This is a genomic window from Leptospira vanthielii serovar Holland str. Waz Holland = ATCC 700522, assembly GCF_000332455.1.
Classification (GTDB): domain Bacteria; phylum Spirochaetota; class Leptospiria; order Leptospirales; family Leptospiraceae; genus Leptospira_A; species Leptospira_A vanthielii.
In genome coordinates this window covers 79,066-98,975 of record NZ_AOGY02000056.1, presented here as the reverse complement: position 1 = coordinate 98,975, position 19,910 = coordinate 79,066, and the positions used below count along the sequence as shown (strand labels likewise).

The 19,910-nt window shown below is 39.9% G+C and carries 16 protein-coding genes; 5 read left to right on the top strand and 11 right to left on the bottom strand.

All coding sequences use genetic code 11. The features are described from left to right. Position 1 precedes the first annotated feature (1 nt). Positions 2-1,255, bottom strand: coding sequence for an FAD-dependent oxidoreductase (locus tag LEP1GSC199_RS13285; protein ID WP_002984174.1), 1,254 nt, complete (start codon positions 1,253-1,255; stop codon positions 2-4). Next, positions 1,252-2,754, bottom strand: coding sequence for a succinate CoA transferase (locus tag LEP1GSC199_RS13280; RefSeq protein ID WP_039926832.1), 1,503 nt, complete (start codon positions 2,752-2,754; stop codon positions 1,252-1,254). Before LEP1GSC199_RS13280 ends, LEP1GSC199_RS13285 begins: the two co-directional genes overlap by 4 nt. A 71-nt stretch (positions 2,755-2,825) precedes the next feature. Here LEP1GSC199_RS13280 and LEP1GSC199_RS13275 point away from each other — a divergent pair, with 71 nt between their 5' ends. Continuing rightward, positions 2,826-3,236 (top strand): zinc ribbon domain-containing protein, encoded by a 411-nt coding sequence (locus LEP1GSC199_RS13275; RefSeq protein ID WP_002984197.1) that lies wholly within the window; start codon positions 2,826-2,828, stop codon positions 3,234-3,236. Positions 3,237-3,250: 14 nt separating this feature from the next. Here LEP1GSC199_RS13275 and LEP1GSC199_RS13270 read toward each other — a convergent pair whose 3' ends face one another. After that, positions 3,251-5,134, bottom strand: coding sequence for an ABC transporter ATP-binding protein (locus tag LEP1GSC199_RS13270; protein WP_039926820.1), 1,884 nt, complete (start codon positions 5,132-5,134; stop codon positions 3,251-3,253). Between the two features lie 2 nt (positions 5,135-5,136). Here LEP1GSC199_RS13270 and LEP1GSC199_RS13265 point away from each other — a divergent pair, with 2 nt between their 5' ends. Further along, a complete protein-coding gene (locus LEP1GSC199_RS13265) occupies positions 5,137-6,561 on the top strand; it encodes an ABC transporter substrate-binding protein (protein WP_002984101.1) in 1,425 nt (474 codons plus the stop codon). On the opposite strand, the gene LEP1GSC199_RS13260 is transcribed toward LEP1GSC199_RS13265, so the two are convergent. From LEP1GSC199_RS13260 to LEP1GSC199_RS13230, 7 genes are read right to left on the bottom strand one after another with little or no spacing between them, the layout of a single operon-like run. Next, positions 6,518-8,998 carry a transglycosylase domain-containing protein gene (locus tag LEP1GSC199_RS13260; protein WP_002984131.1) on the bottom strand — a complete coding sequence of 827 codons (2,481 nt, stop codon included), beginning with the start codon at positions 8,996-8,998 and terminating at the stop codon, positions 6,518-6,520. The genes LEP1GSC199_RS13265 and LEP1GSC199_RS13260 overlap by 44 nt on opposite strands. Then, positions 8,995-11,367 (bottom strand): endopeptidase La, encoded by a 2,373-nt coding sequence (gene lon / locus LEP1GSC199_RS13255; RefSeq protein ID WP_002984074.1) that lies wholly within the window; start codon positions 11,365-11,367, stop codon positions 8,995-8,997. The genes LEP1GSC199_RS13260 and lon overlap by 4 nt, the downstream gene beginning before the upstream one ends. Positions 11,368-11,380: 13 nt before the next feature. Next, the gene (gene uvrB, locus LEP1GSC199_RS13250) at positions 11,381-13,375 is read right to left on the bottom strand and encodes an excinuclease ABC subunit UvrB (protein ID WP_002984331.1); all 1,995 of its coding nucleotides are present in this window, start codon (positions 13,373-13,375) and stop codon (positions 11,381-11,383) included. A gap of 6 nt (positions 13,376-13,381) precedes the next feature. Continuing rightward, positions 13,382-14,050, bottom strand: coding sequence for an ATP-binding protein (locus LEP1GSC199_RS13245; protein WP_002984339.1), 669 nt, complete (start codon positions 14,048-14,050; stop codon positions 13,382-13,384). Between the two features lie 48 nt (positions 14,051-14,098). After that, positions 14,099-14,566: a tRNA (cytidine(34)-2'-O)-methyltransferase gene (locus LEP1GSC199_RS13240; RefSeq protein WP_002984122.1), complete on the bottom strand. Its 468-nt coding sequence runs from the start codon at positions 14,564-14,566 to the stop codon at positions 14,099-14,101. An 8-nt stretch (positions 14,567-14,574) separates the two neighbouring features. Further along, entirely contained in the window at positions 14,575-15,729 is a 1,155-nt protein-coding gene (locus tag LEP1GSC199_RS13235) for a S1 RNA-binding domain-containing protein (RefSeq protein WP_002984354.1), read from the bottom strand. Beyond that, a complete protein-coding gene (locus tag LEP1GSC199_RS13230) occupies positions 15,726-17,105 on the bottom strand; it encodes a hypothetical protein (protein ID WP_002984266.1) in 1,380 nt (459 codons plus the stop codon). The genes LEP1GSC199_RS13235 and LEP1GSC199_RS13230 overlap by 4 nt, the downstream gene beginning before the upstream one ends. 37 nt (positions 17,106-17,142) lie before the next feature. Here LEP1GSC199_RS13230 and LEP1GSC199_RS13225 point away from each other — a divergent pair, with 37 nt between their 5' ends. Both LEP1GSC199_RS13225 and LEP1GSC199_RS13220 read left to right on the top strand, forming a co-directional pair. After that, entirely contained in the window at positions 17,143-17,847 is a 705-nt protein-coding gene (locus LEP1GSC199_RS13225) for a hypothetical protein (RefSeq protein WP_002984183.1), read from the top strand. 2 nt (positions 17,848-17,849) lie between these two features. Continuing rightward, positions 17,850-18,692 carry a glycosyltransferase family 2 protein gene (locus tag LEP1GSC199_RS13220; RefSeq protein ID WP_002984099.1) on the top strand — a complete coding sequence of 281 codons (843 nt, stop codon included), beginning with the start codon at positions 17,850-17,852 and terminating at the stop codon, positions 18,690-18,692. On the opposite strand, the gene LEP1GSC199_RS20965 is transcribed toward LEP1GSC199_RS13220, so the two are convergent. After that, entirely contained in the window at positions 18,597-18,941 is a 345-nt protein-coding gene (locus LEP1GSC199_RS20965) for a hypothetical protein (protein ID WP_083901954.1), read from the bottom strand. The two genes, LEP1GSC199_RS13220 and LEP1GSC199_RS20965, sit on opposite strands and share 96 nt — an antisense overlap. Before the next feature lie 73 nt (positions 18,942-19,014). Here LEP1GSC199_RS20965 and LEP1GSC199_RS13215 point away from each other — a divergent pair, with 73 nt between their 5' ends. Then, positions 19,015-19,905 (top strand): shikimate dehydrogenase family protein, encoded by an 891-nt coding sequence (locus LEP1GSC199_RS13215; protein ID WP_002984161.1) that lies wholly within the window; start codon positions 19,015-19,017, stop codon positions 19,903-19,905. Positions 19,906-19,910: the final 5 nt, after the last annotated feature.

The window sequence follows — 19,910 nt, the reverse complement described above, 5'->3', positions numbered from 1 at the left end:
ATTAACGTTGAATTAAATCATCAATGTTCTGATTGGTTAACTTGGAGGCAACAAGTAGTCCAGACTTTGCACCCGCTTCCAAAAGTGGAATTCCATAGAGAGAGTACGGGCCACATAACCAAAGGTTACATTTTGGGTTAGAATGTAATGTTGCGATTCTCCCAATGGCCTTAGCCGTCCTTTCATCCATCACTGGCCTTTCAAACTTTGCCAATTTTAAGGTATCACTTTCCTTAGGAAGTTTGTGAGGATTCCATGTTTGAAAGATTTTTTTACCCTTCAGTTCTGGAATGATCCTACCCAAGTCCAATGTCACCTCTGGTTTGTCATAAGTATTTCTGATTTTAAAAACTAAAGAAACCGATGGATTATAAAAATAAGACTCATCAGTATGTAATACCACGTCACTGGATTCATAACGAAACTCATTTAGAATTTCTTTTTCTAAATCGAACCCTTCACCTAGCAGATCTTTTGCTTGGTTTGCCTGTGTCGAAAGGATCACATGTTCAAACTCTTTTTCTTCGTTTGCAAATTGGATGATGGTTTTATCCGCTTTTTTATAGATCTTCTGGATCACAGCATTCAATTGTAAGTTGTTGAGACCATTCGTGAGACGATTGACGATATCCCTTGTTCCAAAACTTGCTGTTTCTTGAGGTGTATAAGAATAACCTCTGGAATGATAACCGATAATGGTTTCTGCAGGATATGCTCCTACAGTCTCCGTCTTACAAGTGTTTACGAGTGCAAAGGTTGGAAGCAAAAATTCATAAATAAATTCACGGGAGTATCCATACTTTATAAGAAAATCCAAAATAGAAATGGATGGGTTCTCCCTTTTCCAATCTTCTTTTGCATTGGTGTAAAACTTTAATAAATCGGAAAAAATTCTACGTCCTTTGGACGAGACAAAAGAATCCATTGTGGGGACACCAAAAGGAATTCCAAACAATTGGTGGGAACGAAATCCAAAAATTGCCTCTTCATTTGACTCCACTCGAAAAGAATAATCAACGGCCCTTGTTTGAACACCGGCTTTATCATAGATCTGGAAAAGTGTAGGATAGTAGTCACGTTTGATCGTTCTAAATGGGATATCAAATTCCACCTCTCTACCATCTACAGTTTGTTTGGCGCCGAATGCAGCCATCCCTATCTCTGGATGTTTCTCAAATAAAGTTACATCTTTAAATTTTTTTAAAGCCCAAGCGGCAGTAAGACCCGTAATTCCAGAACCGACAATTGCGATCACTTCATACTTCCGGTTTTTAAAAACTGAACATGCCAAGAAAGTGCTTTTTCTAAGTCATGAGGAGTATGTTTCCCTTTGGAAACACGAAGAGCATTTTCATAGTACTCTCGGAGTTTGTCTCTATAAATCGGATGAGCGCAGTTGTTAATGATGAGTTCGGCCCGTTTTTTTGGTGGACATCCCCGAAGGTCAGCTAACCCTTGTTCCGTAACAAAAATCATCGTTGAATGTTCATTATGATCTGTATGGGACACCATTGGAACCACTGCAGAAATATTTCCTTCTTTTGCAAGAGATGGTGTCATAAAAATACACAAATGAGAGTTTCTTGTGAAATCACCTGAACCGCCAATCCCATTCATCATCGACGTTCCCATCACATGAGTTGAGTTTACGTTTCCATAAATATCTACTTCAATAGCAGTGTTCATGGCAATAAGGCCCATACGTCTAATGACTTCTGGATGGTTTGAAATCTCTTGTGGTCGAATGACAAACTTTGATTTCCATTCGTTAATGTTTTCATGAAAACGTTTCAGTCCCTTTTCGGAAAAAGTTAAAGCGGATGTGGATGCAATCTCCAATTTTCCAGCATCAATCAAATCAAATACAGAATCTTGGACCACTTCGGTATACATTTGGATGGAATGAAAGTTGGGATCTTTTGCCATGCTCGCAAGCACCGCATTGGCAATATTCCCAACTCCATTTTGAAATGGGAGGTATTCTTTGGGAATTCTTCCCATTTTAATTTCATGTTGAATAAAAGATAAAACATGGGCTGCGATGTTTTGGCAATCTTCATCAGGTGTTTTGAAAACTGTAGCCGCATCTGGTTTGTTTGAACGTACAATCCCTTTGATTTTGTCAGGAGAAACTTGAATATATGGAAGGCCGATTCTGTCTCCTGGTTTGAGAATATTGATGGGAAGTCCCTTTTCGTGGTGATTGGGAAGATAAATATCATGATATCCTTTTAATTCTAAAGGATGGGTATCGGTTAACTCAATATAGACGGATTCCGCATTTTGAATGTAAGTAGCACTCATTCCAGAAGATGTGGATAGATAAATCTTACCATCAGTTGTAACATCAATGGCTTCCACAATGGCAGCATCAATTTTTGGTAATATACCGTGTTCGATGTATTTTACAACATGTGATAAATGCATATCAATGAAATCGGTTTCGCCTTGGTTGATAAGGTTCCGAAGATGGGAGTTCGATTGGTAAGGAATTCTTAATTTAAGAGCGCCCGTTTTTGCCAAAGCACCATCTAATTCTTCGCCTGTCGAGGCACCTGCATACAGATTGATTGAGAATTCTTTTCCCAACTTTTTTTCATCTTCGATTCGTTTGGCAAATGCGACAGGAATGAGTTTTGGGTAGCCAGCCGGGGTAAATCCGGAACATCCTAGTGTCACATGTCTAGGCAATAATGCTGCCACTTCTTCTGCTGTTTTGAGTTTTTCTTCAATTAATGAGTTAGTAACGGCCATAAGTGTAAATTCTCTTCTTTGACCAAAGATAAAGAGATTGCCTAAAAATAAAAAGTCCAAATTCTGAACGTATGGATTTTCTCTTATATCTATATTGTCTGCTCTTTGGAATCATTCTGATCGCTCCTTTCCTATTATTCTATTATAGGTTCCGAATCGACGAATCACCGTTTGGGAAAGAAGAAGGAGCTTATCTCAGACCCATTAAAGAAAAGAAGAGTAACCTCCTCGATTCTCTCAAAGACATCCGATCTGATTTTGATTCTGGAAAATTAACAGAAGAAGAATTTCAAACCCAGTCTCTTCCTTATATTGAAGCTTTAGATTCCGTAGAAGCAGAACTAAAAGAAAAAAAGGCAAATGTTGCCATCCTTCCTTCTCCAAAAATTAACGAAAATTGGACCTGCGCCAACTGTGGTTCGTTTGTTGCTGTTCCTAATGCAAAGTTCTGTCCGAATTGTGGAACAGGACGTCTAGCTTAAACTTTAGTTTTTGTTTAAGTAGAACTCGAAAACTGCATATCATACAAACGTTTGTATTTAGAGTTTTGATTTTTTAATAAATCTGTGTGGCTTCCGCTTTCTACAATTTCGCCATTTTCTAAATAATAAATTGTATCTGCAATTTTTACCGTAGATAAACGGTGAGCAATGATGATTACAGTTTTGTTTTCATACAGCCGAACAAACGCTTGTTGGATGAGCCGTTCCGACTCTGTATCCAGAGCAGATGTGGCCTCATCCAAAATCAACACTTCTGGATTGGCAAGCAGAGTCCGAGCAATGGAGATTCTTTGCCTTTGGCCACCGGACAACATCACACCTCGTTCACCAACAATTGTATCATATCCCTCCTCAAAAGCTTCAATGAACTCAGAGGCAAAAGCATCTTCGGCTGCACGGCGAATTTCCTCTTCGGATGCATCGGGTTTTCCAAAGGCAATGTTTTCACGAACAGAACCATTAAATAAAAAAATGTTTTGAGAAACGACTCCGATTCGTTTTCGTAAGTTATCCAAACTTAAATCTTTTGCATTCACATCATCCCAAAAAATCCCACCTTCGCTGGGGTCAATGAGTCTTGGCAAAAGGTCAACTAACGTAGATTTACCGGCGCCGGAGGATCCAACGATGGCAATGGTCCCACCAAGAGGTAATGTCAGATTAACATTTTTCAGTGCATAAATATCTGTATTGGGATAAACATAGGATACATTTTTGTATTCAATGGATCTGGAAAGTTGGCCTAGTGGATTTGGAATTTTTGGTTCCTTAATATCTACATCTCTACCTAAAATTTCGAATACACGATCGCTCGCAATCACAGAGGCTTGGATTAAGTTCACCAAAATACTCATCTGTTTTAAGGGGCGCATAAGAAAAATCAAGGTAAGAAAAAAAGCAATGAACATCCCTTTGGAAAAACTGGCATCTTCTAACAAATAAGCGCCTATCCCTAAAAAGACCATGGTCACAACCGAACCGGATAACTCAGTTAAGGCGGGGCCTATTTGATGATAAAAATGTGTTTTGAAAGTTTTATCGGAAAGGTTTTGGTTCACTTTAAAAAAACGATCGGCTTCTTTGTCTTCCATCGAAAAAGCTCGTATGACCCGAATTCCAGAAATGACTTCCTGAAGATCCCCATTCAATTCAGACAACTGTTCTTGTTGATTTTTGGTGGTTCGCCGAATACGATCGGCAAATGTACTTACAGGTCCCACAATCAAAGGAATGACAATGAATAATAAAAAGAATAACTTCCAACTTAACACGAGTAAGATGATCAAATGTGTAACGATATAAAAAAAATCGTTAATTGCATCTTTTAGATCATTCGAAACTACTTTTCCCACAATATCGACATCGTTGATCACCCGACTCATAAGAACCCCCGTCTTCTCACGATAAAACTCGTTTAGAGGTAATACTTGGAGTTTTTTGTAGAGGGCTTGCCTAAGATCACTGACGGCAAGAAGGCCAGCCGAATTGACAAAGTAGACAGTACCGGCCAGGCAAATGAGTTTTAAAAAGTAGATAGGAAGGATGATAAGACAAAACAAATATACCAAGTCGTCTGGCTTTTTATCTGCAAGTTCCTCGTTTGTATTTTGTTTGAGGTTGGCAAATTGCCATTCCCAATAAGTCAGTCCTTCTAGATGGTCAGGTTTTTTGTGTTCTGACAGAAGAGTTTGGTCTTTTTTTGTTAGAGCAATTTGGAACTTGTAATTTTCACCAGTCCCCAAAGAATCAAAGATAGGAATGAGAGACGTGAGGGATGCCCCATTAAAAATGGAAACAAATATAGACAAGAAAACACCGAGGCTAAGTCTGTATTTGTATTTTGCCAAATATGGCCAAAGTTTTCGGTAAATCTTCACGTATGAGAACCTTATCCCTTGTTTTCTTTCTCTTGTCCCTCACTTTTTGCCGGAAGGAAACTCCCGATTTCGACTTAAAAATGGCCCTTCCCTCGGATCCTTCCCATTTAGATCCCCTTCACATTACCGATTTGTCCGGTCAAAAATTGGCAAAATTTCTCCACCAAGGTCTCTTTGTCCAAGATTCGCAAGGGATCCATTCCCCTTGGCTTCTCTCTTACAAAAAAATCCCCCATCCAAAAAAGGAACTTTGGTTATTCCAACTGAATGCCTCGGCTCCTTCGGTTCAAGATATAGAATACAGTTTATCTCGTTTGGCCTTCGAAACTTATCCCAGAAAGGGAGACTATCAGTTTTTACTTGGGGTTCGTTCTTTATCCAAAACTCAATTAGAGTTAGAATTTAGAGAAGATACGAGGGATACGGAATGGAAAGAAAAACTCAGTTTACCTTTTGCCTCCATCATTGGAAAAGAAGAATGGAAACAGAATCTCTTAAAAACTTATGGGAAATACAGTCTAGTCTCTTGGAAAAAAAATGAATACATAGACTTAAACTTCCAAGGAGAAGTGGATCCGAACTTTCCTAAAAAAATCCGTTTTCTCATTTTACCGCAATCTTCGACTTCTCTATTTTTGTATCGCAAACACCAGTTAGATGCATTCAAACTCACGGACTTTCTTCTTTCTTTGCCAGAAGCAAATTCAGAACTTACCCTCACAAAAAAAGGAAGGTCGGTTCAATATGTGGCAATCAACCAAAACAATCCTTGTTTCGACAAACACTTTCGAAGAGCACTCAATCTTTCCATCCCGCGTAATTTGATCATTCAAAAATTATTAGAAAACCATGCAGACCTCACCTACGGGCCCATTCCTTTAAATTATATCGAAAAAATGTCCAATGGGAAAAATAGAAATGGGGAAGTATACAACAAACCATTGGCAATTGATGAGTTGAAACAATCTACTTGTTACCCAAAAATCTTAACCACTAGTTTGGAATTTCGGATGCGAGGTGATGATGAAAACCAAGCCAAAGGCCGGGCCATTAAACAAGCATTAGAAGATATTGGGCTTACTGTTAAACTTAGGCCAATGGAAAAAGCACCTTTATATAAAGAGAATGGAGAAGGAAAAGGAGATTTTACACTTCTCACTTGGTATTCTGATTTTGATTCTGTTTGGAATTTTTTAGACCCACTCTTCCATCCAGATAAAGTAGGTAATGGAGGGAATCGTTCTTTTTATAGAAATATTGAGGTAGGCAAACTTTTAAACAAACCTTTTAAAACCGAAAAAGATGCCCTACAAATCATTGAAAAAATCAGAGAGGACAAACCCTGGATTTTTCTTTGGTCCATCCAGGAGAACTATTTGGTTTCTAAGGAGTTTCTTCGTTATAACGCGCTCGCCGATTTTCTATAAGGGGTGGTTCCAATTCCACAGAGTCTACTGCTGTTGGTTGGATCCGACTACCTTGTGCATCATAAGTTGAAATTTCGGAATCATCGATGAGTTCTGGTCTTGGCATTGTATTTTGGATGGCGGGTTCTTGTTTTACAAAACCTGCACGTTTGGGTGGTAAGTCACCAATATAATAATACTGAGCGTAAAGTGGCACCTTACAGAAATAATCTGGTGTAGTTTCAATAATGGTTCCATCATCAGCGCAAACATCCACCTTTACAAAATCTCCCACAAAATTAGAAATCAACTGATTCCCCATCCCTAGTTTTGATTTTACATTTTGTGTGTATCTGTACCAAATCCCACCAGATACGCCAGATCCCGAACCAGGGAAAGGTGCTCCCTCGTCATGCCCCACCCAAACAACCGTTACGTTTCTTGGCGTGAGTCCCGCAAACCAAACGTCACGAACACCTTTAAGACCTTTCCACTTTGAAGATTTTAGTTTAGGAGATTGTACGGTTCCTGTTTTTCCAGCATACAAAAATGGTTCCCCTTCCTTCTTCTTTAGAGTCATGGTTCCTTCTTCGGTAAGAACAGACTGTAAGGTATTGATGGCCATAGCACAGGCAACGGGATCTAATATTTGTTCGGCGGCCTCATTGGCGACTGTGTTATAAAATTCATTCCCATCCAAATCAGTAATTTTTATAATCTTTCTTGGTGTCACTCGCCTTCCCCCATTCATAAGGGTGGCATAAATGACAGAAAGTTCCATCGGGCTTAATTCTCCTGACCCAAGTGCTAAAGATAAATTTCTTTGGAACCGAATCTCTGCTTCTTCTTCGGGAATGGAAAGGATGGCACTTAATTTTTGGATAAAGTAGGAAATTCCAATTTCATGTAATAACTTTACAGAGACAGTATTCACTGACTGGGCAAGACCTTGCCGAACTGTGATGTCACCCTTATAACCCTTATACCAGTTTTTGGGTGAATAACCAGAGATGTCTAATTTTTCGTCTTTGATTTTGGATGATGGGTTTACGATCCGCTTTTCAAATGCAAGAGCATAAACAAGAGCTTTGATCGTCGATCCTGGTTGGCGCCTGGCATCCTCTGCACGATTGAACCGAAATACATTGGATATTTTGTATCCACCCACCATAGCTTCGATATCCCCCGTTTCGGGATCTAAAGAAATCATAGAACCACTAAGCTGTGGCAAAATAGCCCGAGTAACTTCTGCCAAATCCGCCTTACCTTTGTTTTGGTATTCAGCTTCTTGTTTTGTTAGATCGGCTCGAACAGAATCCACACCAACACGTAACGCCTCTTCGGCGAGTCTTTGTTTTTCCAAATCCAAAGTAGTGTAAACGAGTAAACCCCTTTCTTCTAAATCTTCATTAGAAAATCGTTCCAAAATGAATCTTCGAATTTCCGAATTAAAATCAGGAGCTAAATTGACTCGGAAATCCTTATCTGCCCCATATTTTCCAATTTCGCTAGAGTATTTTGGGTTTCCTTCTTCATCTTTTGTTTCTTTTATCTTATAAATAGTTCGGAATTTTTTTAAGTTCAGTTCGATCGAATCTGAAAACTTATGCGGAATTTCTTTCTTTGAAGGATGCAGTTCCGGGTTTCTTGCCATATCATATAACACGCGTTTTTGCCTAGAAAGAGAAATTCCTAAATTGCGAACTGGATTATATACACTGGGTGCCGGAATGATTCCTACAAGAAGGGCTGCCTCCTCTGGACTAAGCTCTGATGCGGGTTTACGAAAATAATATCTTGCGGCCTCTTCTACACCCGTATTCCCTTCACCGAGAAAAATTTGGTTTAGATACATAGCCAAAATTTCTTCTTTCGAGTATTGGCTTTCTATATAAAAAGTACAATAGAGTTCCGTTAGTTTATTGAATAAATTACGTTTTCCTAAGTTTAAAGTGAGTTTCGCTAACTGCTGTGAGATGGTAGACCCACCTTGAGACAAACGAAATTGTATTAAATTTGTTACTACTGCTCGACCAATGGCAGTGTAATTCAATCCGGAATGGGAAAAAAATTCTCTATCTTCGGAAGATAACACCGCCCAAACGATGACATTGTGTTTTGCCAAATTATCTGTACGGATGGGCCGAAAGTTTCTGCGATAGAACTCACCCATCACTTTTCCACTGCGATCTAAAATTTTTACTGACTTTGGTTGAAAACTGTCATAAAAATTTGAGACTTCTGATCGGTATTTTTCTAGTGATTTATGGACACGAGCTTCTTCACCCGACCAAACCACATATGCTCCACCCAAAAAGAAAAAAGACAAAAAGATTCCAAGGATAGAACCCAGTGTGAAAAGTTGAACACGCCGAATCCAGAAAAAACGAAGAAGATCCGTTAGGTGGCCATACAACACTTCTAAGATGAGGAAAAAGGAATTGGTTTGCTGATTCATTTCTTTTTACCTTTGGATTTAGGGAAAACGAGTTTTTCCACTTCTTCAAAACGAGTGACTGGATAAAAAGTGACACCACGTTTTACGTAGTCGGGGATTTCTTGGAATGCCTTTTCATTGTCTTTAGGGAAAATGATTTTTTTCACTCCTACTCGTTTTGCGGCTACGATTTTTTCCCTGAGTCCCCCAATGGCAAGGACTTCACCAGTTAACGTAAGTTCACCGGTCATACCAAACCCTGGAGCTATCACTTGATTGGTTACAAGAGACAAAATAGCTGTAGCCATTGTAATTCCCGCACTTGGACCATCCTTGGGAGTGGCACCATCGGGAACATGTAAGTGGATGGCTTTTTTTTCAAACAAAACATCGTTGTTAATATAGTTTTTAACAAAAGAGAGGGCAATGTTTGCGGACTCTTCCATCATTTTTCCCATTTGTCCCGTAAGAGTGAGCCCACCTTTTCCTGGAATGAGGACTGCTTCGATAAGAAGGGTAGATCCTCCTGCATTGGTCCAAGCAAGGCCAAGTGCAGTTCCTGGAACTTTAGGAATAGTCATTCGATCATCGACAAACGGAGGAGAACCTAAGTATTCCACCAAATCCTTTTCTCGGATTTCTTTAGAATACTTTTCCTTTAACACTTGTTTTAAGGCAATTTTTCGGACTAATTTATCGAATGTTTTTTCAAGGCCGCGTAAGCCCGACTCTCTTGAATATGAATTGATGAGAATTGTTACCGTTTCTTTTTTCATAGAAAAGGAATCCGGATTTAATCCATTTTTTTCAAAAATCTTTTTCCAAAGGTACTTTTGGAAGATCTGCACTTTTTCTTCTGTGATGTATCCAGAAAGTTGGATCACTTCCATACGATCGAGTAAAACTCGAGGGATTGGTTCAAAAGTGTTAGCAGTAGCAATAAACAAAACATCAGACAAATCAAAAGGTAAGTCTAAATAGTGATCTCTAAAATTTGAATTCTGTTCTGGATCTAGAACTTCGAGGAGTGCCGCTTGCGGGTCACCTTGGTAACCTTGGGACATCTTATCTATTTCATCTAAAAGAATTACTGTGTCCCGTTCTTTAGTGATCTTCAAAGCACTGATGAGTTTTCCAGGCATGGCTCCAATATACGTTCTTCTATGGCCTTTGATTTCTGCTTCATCCCTCACCCCACCCACAGAGAACCTGTAGAACTTTCGACCCAGCGCTTCTGCCACAGACTTGGCGATGGATGTTTTACCCACACCCGGTGGGCCCACCAAACAAAGGATAGACCCTTTACTTTTCGGATTCAATTTATGAACAGCTAAAAACTCTAAAATTCGTTCCTTCACATCTTCTAGTTTATGATGGTCGCGATTCAGAATTTTTTTGGCATGAATTAAATTCACATCTTTTTCTGCCGGTTTCTCCCAGGGCAGGGCATCGACCAAATCTAAATAATTTCTGATGACATTATAATCGCTAGAAATTGGATCTGAGTTTTTGAATTTATCAATTTCCCTTTCTACTTCCGCAATAATTTCATCACTAACAGGAACTGCTTTCAATCGTTCCAAAAGTTTTTCGTATTTGAGTTCTGTTTTGTCTTCACCAGCACCTAACTCTTGCTGGATGGCCTTCAATTGTTCACGAAGGAAAAACTGACGTTGTTGGTTATCTATTTTATCATTAATTTGTTCTTGGATCTTTTTTTGAAGAACCACTAACTCGATTTCTTTTTTAAGAAACAATAATACCTTTTCTAAGCGGTCATTGATTTGTACGGCTTCAATGACAGATTGGTATTCCTCTTTTTCAAGGTTCAGAATGGAACAAACAAAATCGGCCATTTTTGCTGGTTCGTTTACATTCATCATCGTAAGTTTCATATCTTCTGTGAACAGAGGATTGTTTTGTGCCAGTTCCTTAGTTAAAATAAGTAAGGTTCTCATAAGAGCCTTAATATTATTTTTACTTGTACCTAGTTCTTCTTCTGGGTATCTTACATTAGCAACAAGAACTGGCTCTTTTGTGTGAATGGAATGAATTTTGAATCTTTGGATGGTGTTTACTAAAATATTCATCCCACCATCGGGTAAATTGATTCTTTTTAAGATACGAGCCACCACTCCGATCTGAAATATATTGTCTTCAGAAGGAAGGTCTGACTCATCTTCTTTTAAAAGAATCAGACCCAAAAACCCCGCACCTTTTGAGGACTCTTCAATCGATTGGATGAAACGACCCGGGGGTACGATTAAGGGAGTGATGATCCCTGGGAATACCGGCCTTACCTTAATCGGGAGAAGGAAAATTTGTTTCGGGAGAGAATCTTCCAATCTCGCCAATTTTGTTGGGTTTTCCCAAAATTCATTTGTTTCCAATCCGTATCCTACCTTATGATTCTATTTTATCGGGTCCGAGTGCTAACATTTTATCACGAAACATGGCAGCTTTTTCAAAATCCAAGTCGGACGCGAAACGTAACATTTCTCGTTTTAATGCATCACGTAACTTGTCTTTGGTTTTGTATTTCTTCAAGGTAAATTCTTTTTCCATTTCCCTGAGAGCTTCTTCCTTACTATCTTCTTCCGCCATCTCTCGCGGTAAAATATCATGAATTTCCTTGATGATACTTTGGGGAGTGATTCCCATCTTTGTGTTGTGGGCTTCTTGGATTAGACGGCGGCGTTCGGTTTCGCTGATTGCTTTTTTAATCGAATCAGTCATTCTGTCTGCATAAAGAATGGCCTTGCCATTTACATTCCTTGCCGCACGACCAATGGTTTGGACGAGAGATTTATAATTGCGAAGAAAACCCTCTTTATCCGCATCTAAAATGGCAACAAGAGAAACCTCTGGAATATCAAGTCCTTCTCTGAGCAAATTGATCCCTACAATACAATCATAAACTCCCTTTCGTAAGTCTCTGATGATTTCTGTTCTTTCAATGGTATCAATTTCGGAATGCAGGTAAGCTATTTTCAAACCTAATTCTTTATAATAGTCAGTTAAATCTTCTGACATCTTTTTTGTCAGAGTGGTGATGAGAATTCGTTCTTTTTGTTCTATGCGCAGCCGGATTTCGTTTAACAAATCTTCGATTTGGCTTGTGGTAGGACGAACTTCGACCACTGGATCAAGTAGTCCCGTAGGACGAATGATTTGTTCGATCACCGCCTCACTTTTGTTAATTTCATTTTGGTCAGGTGTTGCCGAAACATACAAAGTCATCGGAGTTAAAGTTTCAAATTCCTGAAAATTCAATGGCCTGTTATCAAGAGCACTCGGAAGTCTAAACCCAAAATCAACTAACGTAAGTTTTCTGGATCTATCCCCTGCATACATCCCACCGATTTGTGGAAGGGTGACATGGGATTCGTCAATGATTAGTAAAAAATCCATGTTTGGAAAATAGTCGAGTAAACAAGCAGGCCTTTCACCCTCAGATCTTCCTGTTAGGTGGCGAGAATAGTTTTCGATCCCACTACAATACCCAAGTTCCGTTAGCATTTCCATATCATAATTGGTTCTGGATTCAATTCGTTCTGCTTCTAAATGTTTCCCTTGTTTTAGGAATTTTTCCTTTTGTTCGGCCATCTCACTCTTAATTTTTTCGATGGCATCTTTGATTTTAGGTCCTGAGGTGATGAAGTGTTTTGCAGGATACACAACCACTCGATCTAACTTTGTTTTTACTTTTCCTGTGAGTGGATCAATTTTAGAGAGTCCATCGATCTCATCTCCAAAAAGTTCGATCCGAATTCCTTCCTCTTGGTAAGAAGGCATAATCTCGATCGTATCCCCACGAACACGAAAATTTCCCCGGCTAAAATCAATGTCATTACGAGCGTATTGGATATGGAGAAACTTTCGGATGATTTGGTCCCGGTCGATTTTGTCCCCGACATGTAACATCACAACCGAATTCATATAATCTTCGGGAGAACCCAAACCATAAATACAGGAAACAGAACTTACGATAATCACATCATCCCGTTCGAGCAAACTAGATGTGGCACGTAATCTAAGTTTATCGATCTCCTCATTCATTGACATATCCTTTTCAATGAACGTATCGGAAGAAGGTACATAAGCTTCTGGTTGGTAGTAGTCGTAATACGAAACAAAATATTCTACGGCATTTTCCGGGAAAAAATCTTTAAACTCCCGAAAGAGCTGTGCTGCGAGTGTTTTATTATGTGATAAAATGAGCGTTGGTTTTTTGACACGTTTAATGACCTCGGCCATGGTAAAGGTTTTTCCTGAACCCGTCACACCAACTAATGTAATTTTATTTTTACCCTCGCCGAAGGACTTTGCAATTTTTTCAATTGCTTCGACCTGGTCTCCGGCAGCCTTAAAAGGAGAAACCATTTTGAAATTTGCCATAGGAACCTATGTTAGTTTACGAGTTGCTTTCAGTATAGCTTGTTTTCGGTTGTCGCTGATCTCTAAATCTACCGAATCGAAAAGTTTTTGCATGACCATCATACCACGCATGAGTGTTGCAGTGGAAGAAAACTTACCTCTCTGAATATCATCTTCCAGATTAAAGTCTTTTACTGTATTGATCATTTCTATGCTAAAGGTTTTGTGTTTGTCGATTTGGAAAATGACTTCCACACCGCCACCGTCACCATACTTGGCTGCATTCTCCACTGCTTCTACCGTGGCAATACAAAGGTCCATTCGCAACTCTTCTTGAATCCCATTTCGTTTCAGAAAATAATCAAGCCTGGCCCTAACATACTGCATGGGGTTGTAGGGAAGAGCTCCAAGAATTACAAATTGTTCAGTTGTCCCCATCTTACGAATGATAGGAGAAGTATCGGGAAGTAAGTATTCTCTCGGATCCAGAGGGTTTGTAGTGATGATTTCGTCTTTGATTAAGTCTTCAAGGAGAGAGGTGATTGTTTCCAAAGTGGTATTGGGATTGTCCTTGAATTTTCGTTGGGTTTCCATAAACACCCAAGAGTAAAAATCGTTCACATTCCCCGAGAGGCCATTGGAGAACAAAGTTTTCACTTCTTTCTCTAACTCAGTTCTGGAGAGAGGGAACGGCATATATTCCCATTTCAAGGGGAACGGAAGAGTTGTAAATTGTTTTATCCTTTAGGGATTAGTCCGTGTTTTCTCTTGGCGCAGTGCTTCATAAAGCACAATGGCAACAGCATTGGAAAGATTGATGGAACGACTCACCGCTGCCATAGGTAAGGAAATAATATGCTCTGGAGGGCAGGACTTGTGGATTTCTTCTGGAAGCCCTGAGGTTTCCCGCCCAAAAAGAAAGACATCATTCTTTTCAAAGTCCACATCCCAGTACACTCTGGTCCCAAACTTGGACACAAGGAAAATCCGACTCCCTTCTTCCTCTTTTTTTGACCGAAATTCTTCATAATCGGCAAACCTCCGGAGATCCAAATCCTTCCAATAATCCAGGCCGGCCCGCCGGACTGCCTTTTCGGACAGGTCAAAGGACGGCTCCCCCACGATGGAAAGGGGAACTCCGACATTTACACAAAGCCTTGCAATATTTCCCGTGTTAGGTGGGATTTCTGGTCTGAAAAGTGCAATCTCCAAAAGACAAATTACTTCTTTTTCTTTTTTTCCAAAGATTTTTGAAGGGCCAACCCAAAACTAGATACCGTTCCAGAAGTTTCTTCCTTAGACATATACTCTTGGTATTCCATTCGATCCTTCGCCTCGTTTGCTTTGGAAATCGATACAGCAATTTGTCTTTTCTCTGGATTGATCTCCATGATAAAAACTTCCAACTTCTGACCGGGATTGAATACAGTATTTAATGGAGTCCGTGATGGAACTCCTGTTTCTTTATTCGGGACAAGACCAGAGAAATCATCGCCTAACCGAACAAAGAGGCCAAATGGTTTGATCGACTCTAAAGTTCCCGTGACAATATCGGATTCTTTAAAAGGAAGTTTTCCTGACCATGGGTCGGACAAAAAGTCTTTTACACTGAGAGATATTTTGTTTGTAGACCAATCCAGAGTGAGGATTTTAGCACGAAGGGTTTCTCCCACTCGAAATTCTGTTGTGAGGTCGGCATTTTTTTTGTAAGTAGCTTCCGACTGCGGAACCAAAGCATCAAATCCATCCATGTCCACAATGAGACCAAATTTATGAATGCTTTTGACCGTGCAGGAAACAAAAATTCCGGCTTTCAGTTCTTCACGTAACAGTTGTTTTTTGGTTTCTCTTTCTTTATCCGCAATTTTTTTCTGAGATAAAACAATTTTGTTTTGTTTTTTGCCAATCTCCGAGATCACAAATTTAATTCGTTTCCCAGCGATGTTTGTTCCTTTTAAGGAACCATCCAATTGACTAAAGGGAACAAAAGCTGCATAACTGCCAAGTTTAACATCCCAACCACCACTCGCTTCCACGAGCATCTGGCCAAGCACTGGGATTTCATACTGTGCCGCCATCTCCATATGTTCTTCTGTTAGGTTGTCTCCAGAAAGACAGGTGGTAAAATAAAAATCTCCCGAGTTTTCCTTTAAAAAATAAACAACAAGAGTATCACCAACCTTAGGCATTACCTCTTCTCTCCATTCTTCAATAGAGATGTTTCCTGTGATTTTATTTTCTACAGTGCGAATGAATACATAATCATTCTTAACAGCTGATACTTTGGCTTCATGACGTGAGCCGGGTTCGATGGATTGTCTTTTTTTAAAACTTTCTTCTAATAAACGTTCAAATTCTGAGGATGGGCCTTTCATTTTGCGGTTCCTTCCTTGGTGGGTTTTGGGGTATAAACCAATTTTCCTCCTAATACCATGGATTCAATTGGAAATATTCCGGAAGCACGTTTCAAAGGATTTTCGTCATGTACGGAAAAATGGGCGGGGCCACCGATTCGGATCTTTCCTTCATGGTCGGCACCAATAAAGGAACAAGTCCTTTGGGTCAAAGTTTGGATAATATCTCGGCGGATTTGGGGTAAGGTGTCTGGGTCTGCATTTGTGGAAAGCAGCTCTGGGGAAAAGGAGCCAAAAAGCGAGGCCCAAAATCCCGTTCTGCCAGAAGGAGAGTCGGCCTTCCTTGCCCTTGGTTTTGCCAAAAGAGCCTCCCAAAGTCGCACTTCGACTATAGCTGCCTGCCCGGGAAAAAGTCCCCAATGTCCTGCCCCACTGGCAAAAAGAAGGTTTTTTCTAGCCTCGGCTTCCGATTGGAAGGTGGACTTGTACTGCGAAAAAGAGCCTCCGGAAAGACTCCCATCCTCTTCTCCTTCCGATTCCACAGAAAGTGAATCCTTCCAACGAGAGCCAAAGACGAAATGGAGCCGGGACCAGATTTGGATTTCTTCTTTCCAGAGTTCTGGGTTCCTCTTTAGGTCCTGCAGATACAAAATAGATAACATAGGAGCCCAGCGAAAGTCGCTTTTTTGGGCTCGGTAGAGATTGGTTCCTTCGGGCATAGGATGGAAAATCACAGGAAAACCCGTGTCCAAAGCATCTTCCCAACTGGTTTTGTCGGCAAAGGTATAGGCCACAGGAAGATATCCTTTCTCCTCTCCTTCTCTGCGTTTGGCAAAAAGTTCTGTTTGAGAAAATCCCCGGTTTTCCACTTCTTTTAAGAAAATCGGAAGGTGGCGGTTTCGTTTGGAGTCAGGAGCGAGGCTAAGTCCCGAGGCATAAAGTGCCTCTTTGCCCGAAGCCAGTTCCGCATACAAAGCGGGTTTTTGGGATTGGGTGAGGATGGGGGACAACCATTTCGATTTGATGATTTCATTTTGTAAGTTCGCAAGATTCGGATCCCCCACAGACTCAATATGGCTAAATCCGGCCGCTAAATACCCTGAAAGATAAGTGGGGATTTCCTCACGACTTGTCTTACCCCCGCGCGCATTGGATCCCAAAGTGACGGAAGCATCACAAAATCCAGGCAATAAGTACTTTGGATGTACAATCGGTGTTCCTTCTTTTAAGGAAATGATTTTGCCTTGCACCACTTCTAAATCGACAAATCCGCCAAAATTGGATTTTTCGCTCTCCCAGATCCGAACCGATTTCATTTTCAAATTTTGAGACAAAAGGTTGGAGGGGGCAAAAGCCGATAAAAATAAGGAGAGGAATAGAAGCCTGCGGTTTTTCATACTAGCGGTCTTAGTTACCTTGACAGTAAGGACTAGAATGGAAAAGATTTCGGGTATGGGAAAGGAAACAAGCGAGATTTCTGATCACATCAAATTACACATCGAAAATGGGAAAATTCTCTCGCTAAAGACTCACCGGGTTTCCAAATCCGTTGAGGAACACATCAAGGAGGCCGTAGGCCTTATCCTAGATCGCCTCACCTATCCCACTCTCGTCCCAACTCTCTACACCATCATCAAAGAACTAGCCATCAATGCCTGCAAAGCTAATCAAAAACGTGTCTTTTTTGAAGAACGCGGATACAGTATGTTAAACCCTTCCGAATATGCGAAGGGAGTCAGAGAGTATCGTGAAATTTTTTCAGAAGAGATGTCCAACGAATTTGGAATCAAAGCCAAAAAGAAAGGATACTATTGTTTAATTAACTTCAAATTCAATGACGATGGAATCATTATCGAAGTCATCAACAACACACCCATTGCCAAAGAAGAAGAAAAAGCAATCAGAGAACGATTGGAGAAAGGAATGGTGTATGATGACATCGCTCAGTTCTACATGGACAATGCCGACACCACAGAAGGTGCCGGTCTTGGCCTTGCCCTCATTCTGATTATGCTCAAAGGGGAAGGTATTGATCCCAATTTCTTTCGTATCATTATTGGAGAAGATTCTACCATCGCAAGATTGGAAATTCCTCTCTCCGATAAGTTTATCTCCGTCCGCGATCCAAACCAAATTTAATTATGCCCCTTCCTTTATCCTGTGCCATCATTACCCTCAACGAAGAGGATAATATTTCTCGCACACTCGAAGCCCTTTCCTTTATTGAAGACATTGTGGTGATCGATTCTGGTTCCACAGACAAAACAGTATCGATTGCGAAGTCATTCGGTGCCCGTGTTTTCTATCGTAAGTTCGTGAACTATGCGGATCAAAAAAACTATGCCATCGAACAAACAAAGTTTGATTGGGTTTTGGCCATTGACGCAGACGAAGTGGTATCCAGTGGTTTACAAACAGAAATTTCTGATTTATTTACCAATCACAAACAACAATCTGTAGGTTATCTTGTTCCACGTTTGACTTATTATTTAGGAAAGTGGATTCGTTTTGGTGGATACTATCCTAACTACCAAATCCGATTGTTCAAAAAAACTGCAGGGGAGTTTAGCGGTGGTTTGGTGCACGAAAGAGTCAAACTTATCGGAAAACCAATCAAACTAAAAAATCCACTCTACCACTATTCTTATAAAAATATATCAGACCATTTACAATTTATTGATCGTTATTCTAGTTTGTTTGCAGAGGAAGAATTCAGAAAAGGTAAAACCAGTTCTGTGTTTTGGGCTTTTTTAAAAGCATGTTTTAAGGGATTTTATATGTATTGGATTCGGTTGGGAATCCTAGACGGGAAACAGGGATTTGTTTTAGCCCTTCTAGGGTTTTATTATAACTTTCTTAAGTATTTAAAGTTGTATGAAAAATCAAATTCAATCTCTTCTTTCTTTGTTATGGTTGATTCGGTTCATAATGTAAAGAGCAATAAACCCACCAAGAAAGATGGCAAGCAAGTTCACGTTGGATAGTTGAGTCGATCCAATTTTTGGGGACATGAGCCACATAATGATATCGCGAATGTAAGTTTGGAATGTCGCAAAAACGATGAGGGCGCCAATTCCAGCAACAAAAGTGGAACCCCAAAATTTCCCTAATAAGTCTTTACGTTTATAATAATAAAAATAATAGGCACAGGCTGCGGATGCGAGAAAAAAGAATAAAATATCTACTAGAATTGTCCATGGTTCCGATGGTGCGGCAAGCGGTAATGAAATCATTGTTCTTGTACCTGTCTATTACCTATTTTCGGTAAGCCATTGTTTAGTCCATAAGATAAAAAAGAGGTTTTCCTTGTATTCAAAACACACCGAGATATTTGGGATCTTGGGATATCCCTTAGGCCATACCCTATCCCCTTGGATTCATAATACACTATTCCAACTCTCCGGATATGATGGAGTTTATTTGGTCTTTGAAAACGAAAAGTGGAAAGAGATCGGTCTAAGCCCTCTCCTTGATTTAGGTGTAAAGGGTGTATCTGTAACCATCCCCTTTAAAGAATGGGCCTATTCACAGGCGGATACGGTTTGTAATGCATCCAAGACTATGGGCTCTTCCAATACCCTACTCTTTCGTGACGGAATCCAAGCAGTCAATACGGATGGAACTGGGGCTGTCCTTGCGATCACCAAATCCAATCCCGATCTTTTAGATCCTATGTTTGAAAAACAAATTTTAATCCTCGGGAGTGGAGGCAGTGCCAAAGGAATCGTTTTTTCATTGGCGGAGACTCTTAAAAATAACGCTGGTGATAAAAAAATCCAAAGAAAGATCAAACTTCTCGCAAGGAATCAAACCACATCGAAGGAAATCCAAACAGCCTTAGGAAATCCTGAGTGGCTTTCGATCACTTCGAAAGAAGAATGCCTAAAGGAAGTAGATCAATATGATTTGATTGTCCACACAACTCCCGTGGGTATGAAAGGATATGGTGGGGAACCGTTACTTGATTCAAAATTTTTTACCAAAAAACACACGTTATTCGATATAGTTTATAATCCTTTGGAAACTGATTTAGTAAAACAGGCAAAGAAAAAAAAAGCAGAAATCATTCCTGGATATTATATGTTACTCTATCAAGGAATCAGACAATTTGAACTATTTACAAATTCAAAAGTAAAACCTAAGTGGATCGAAAAAGTGGAATCTATACTTCTAAAACAACTGAAAAGTAGATCCTAAAAATA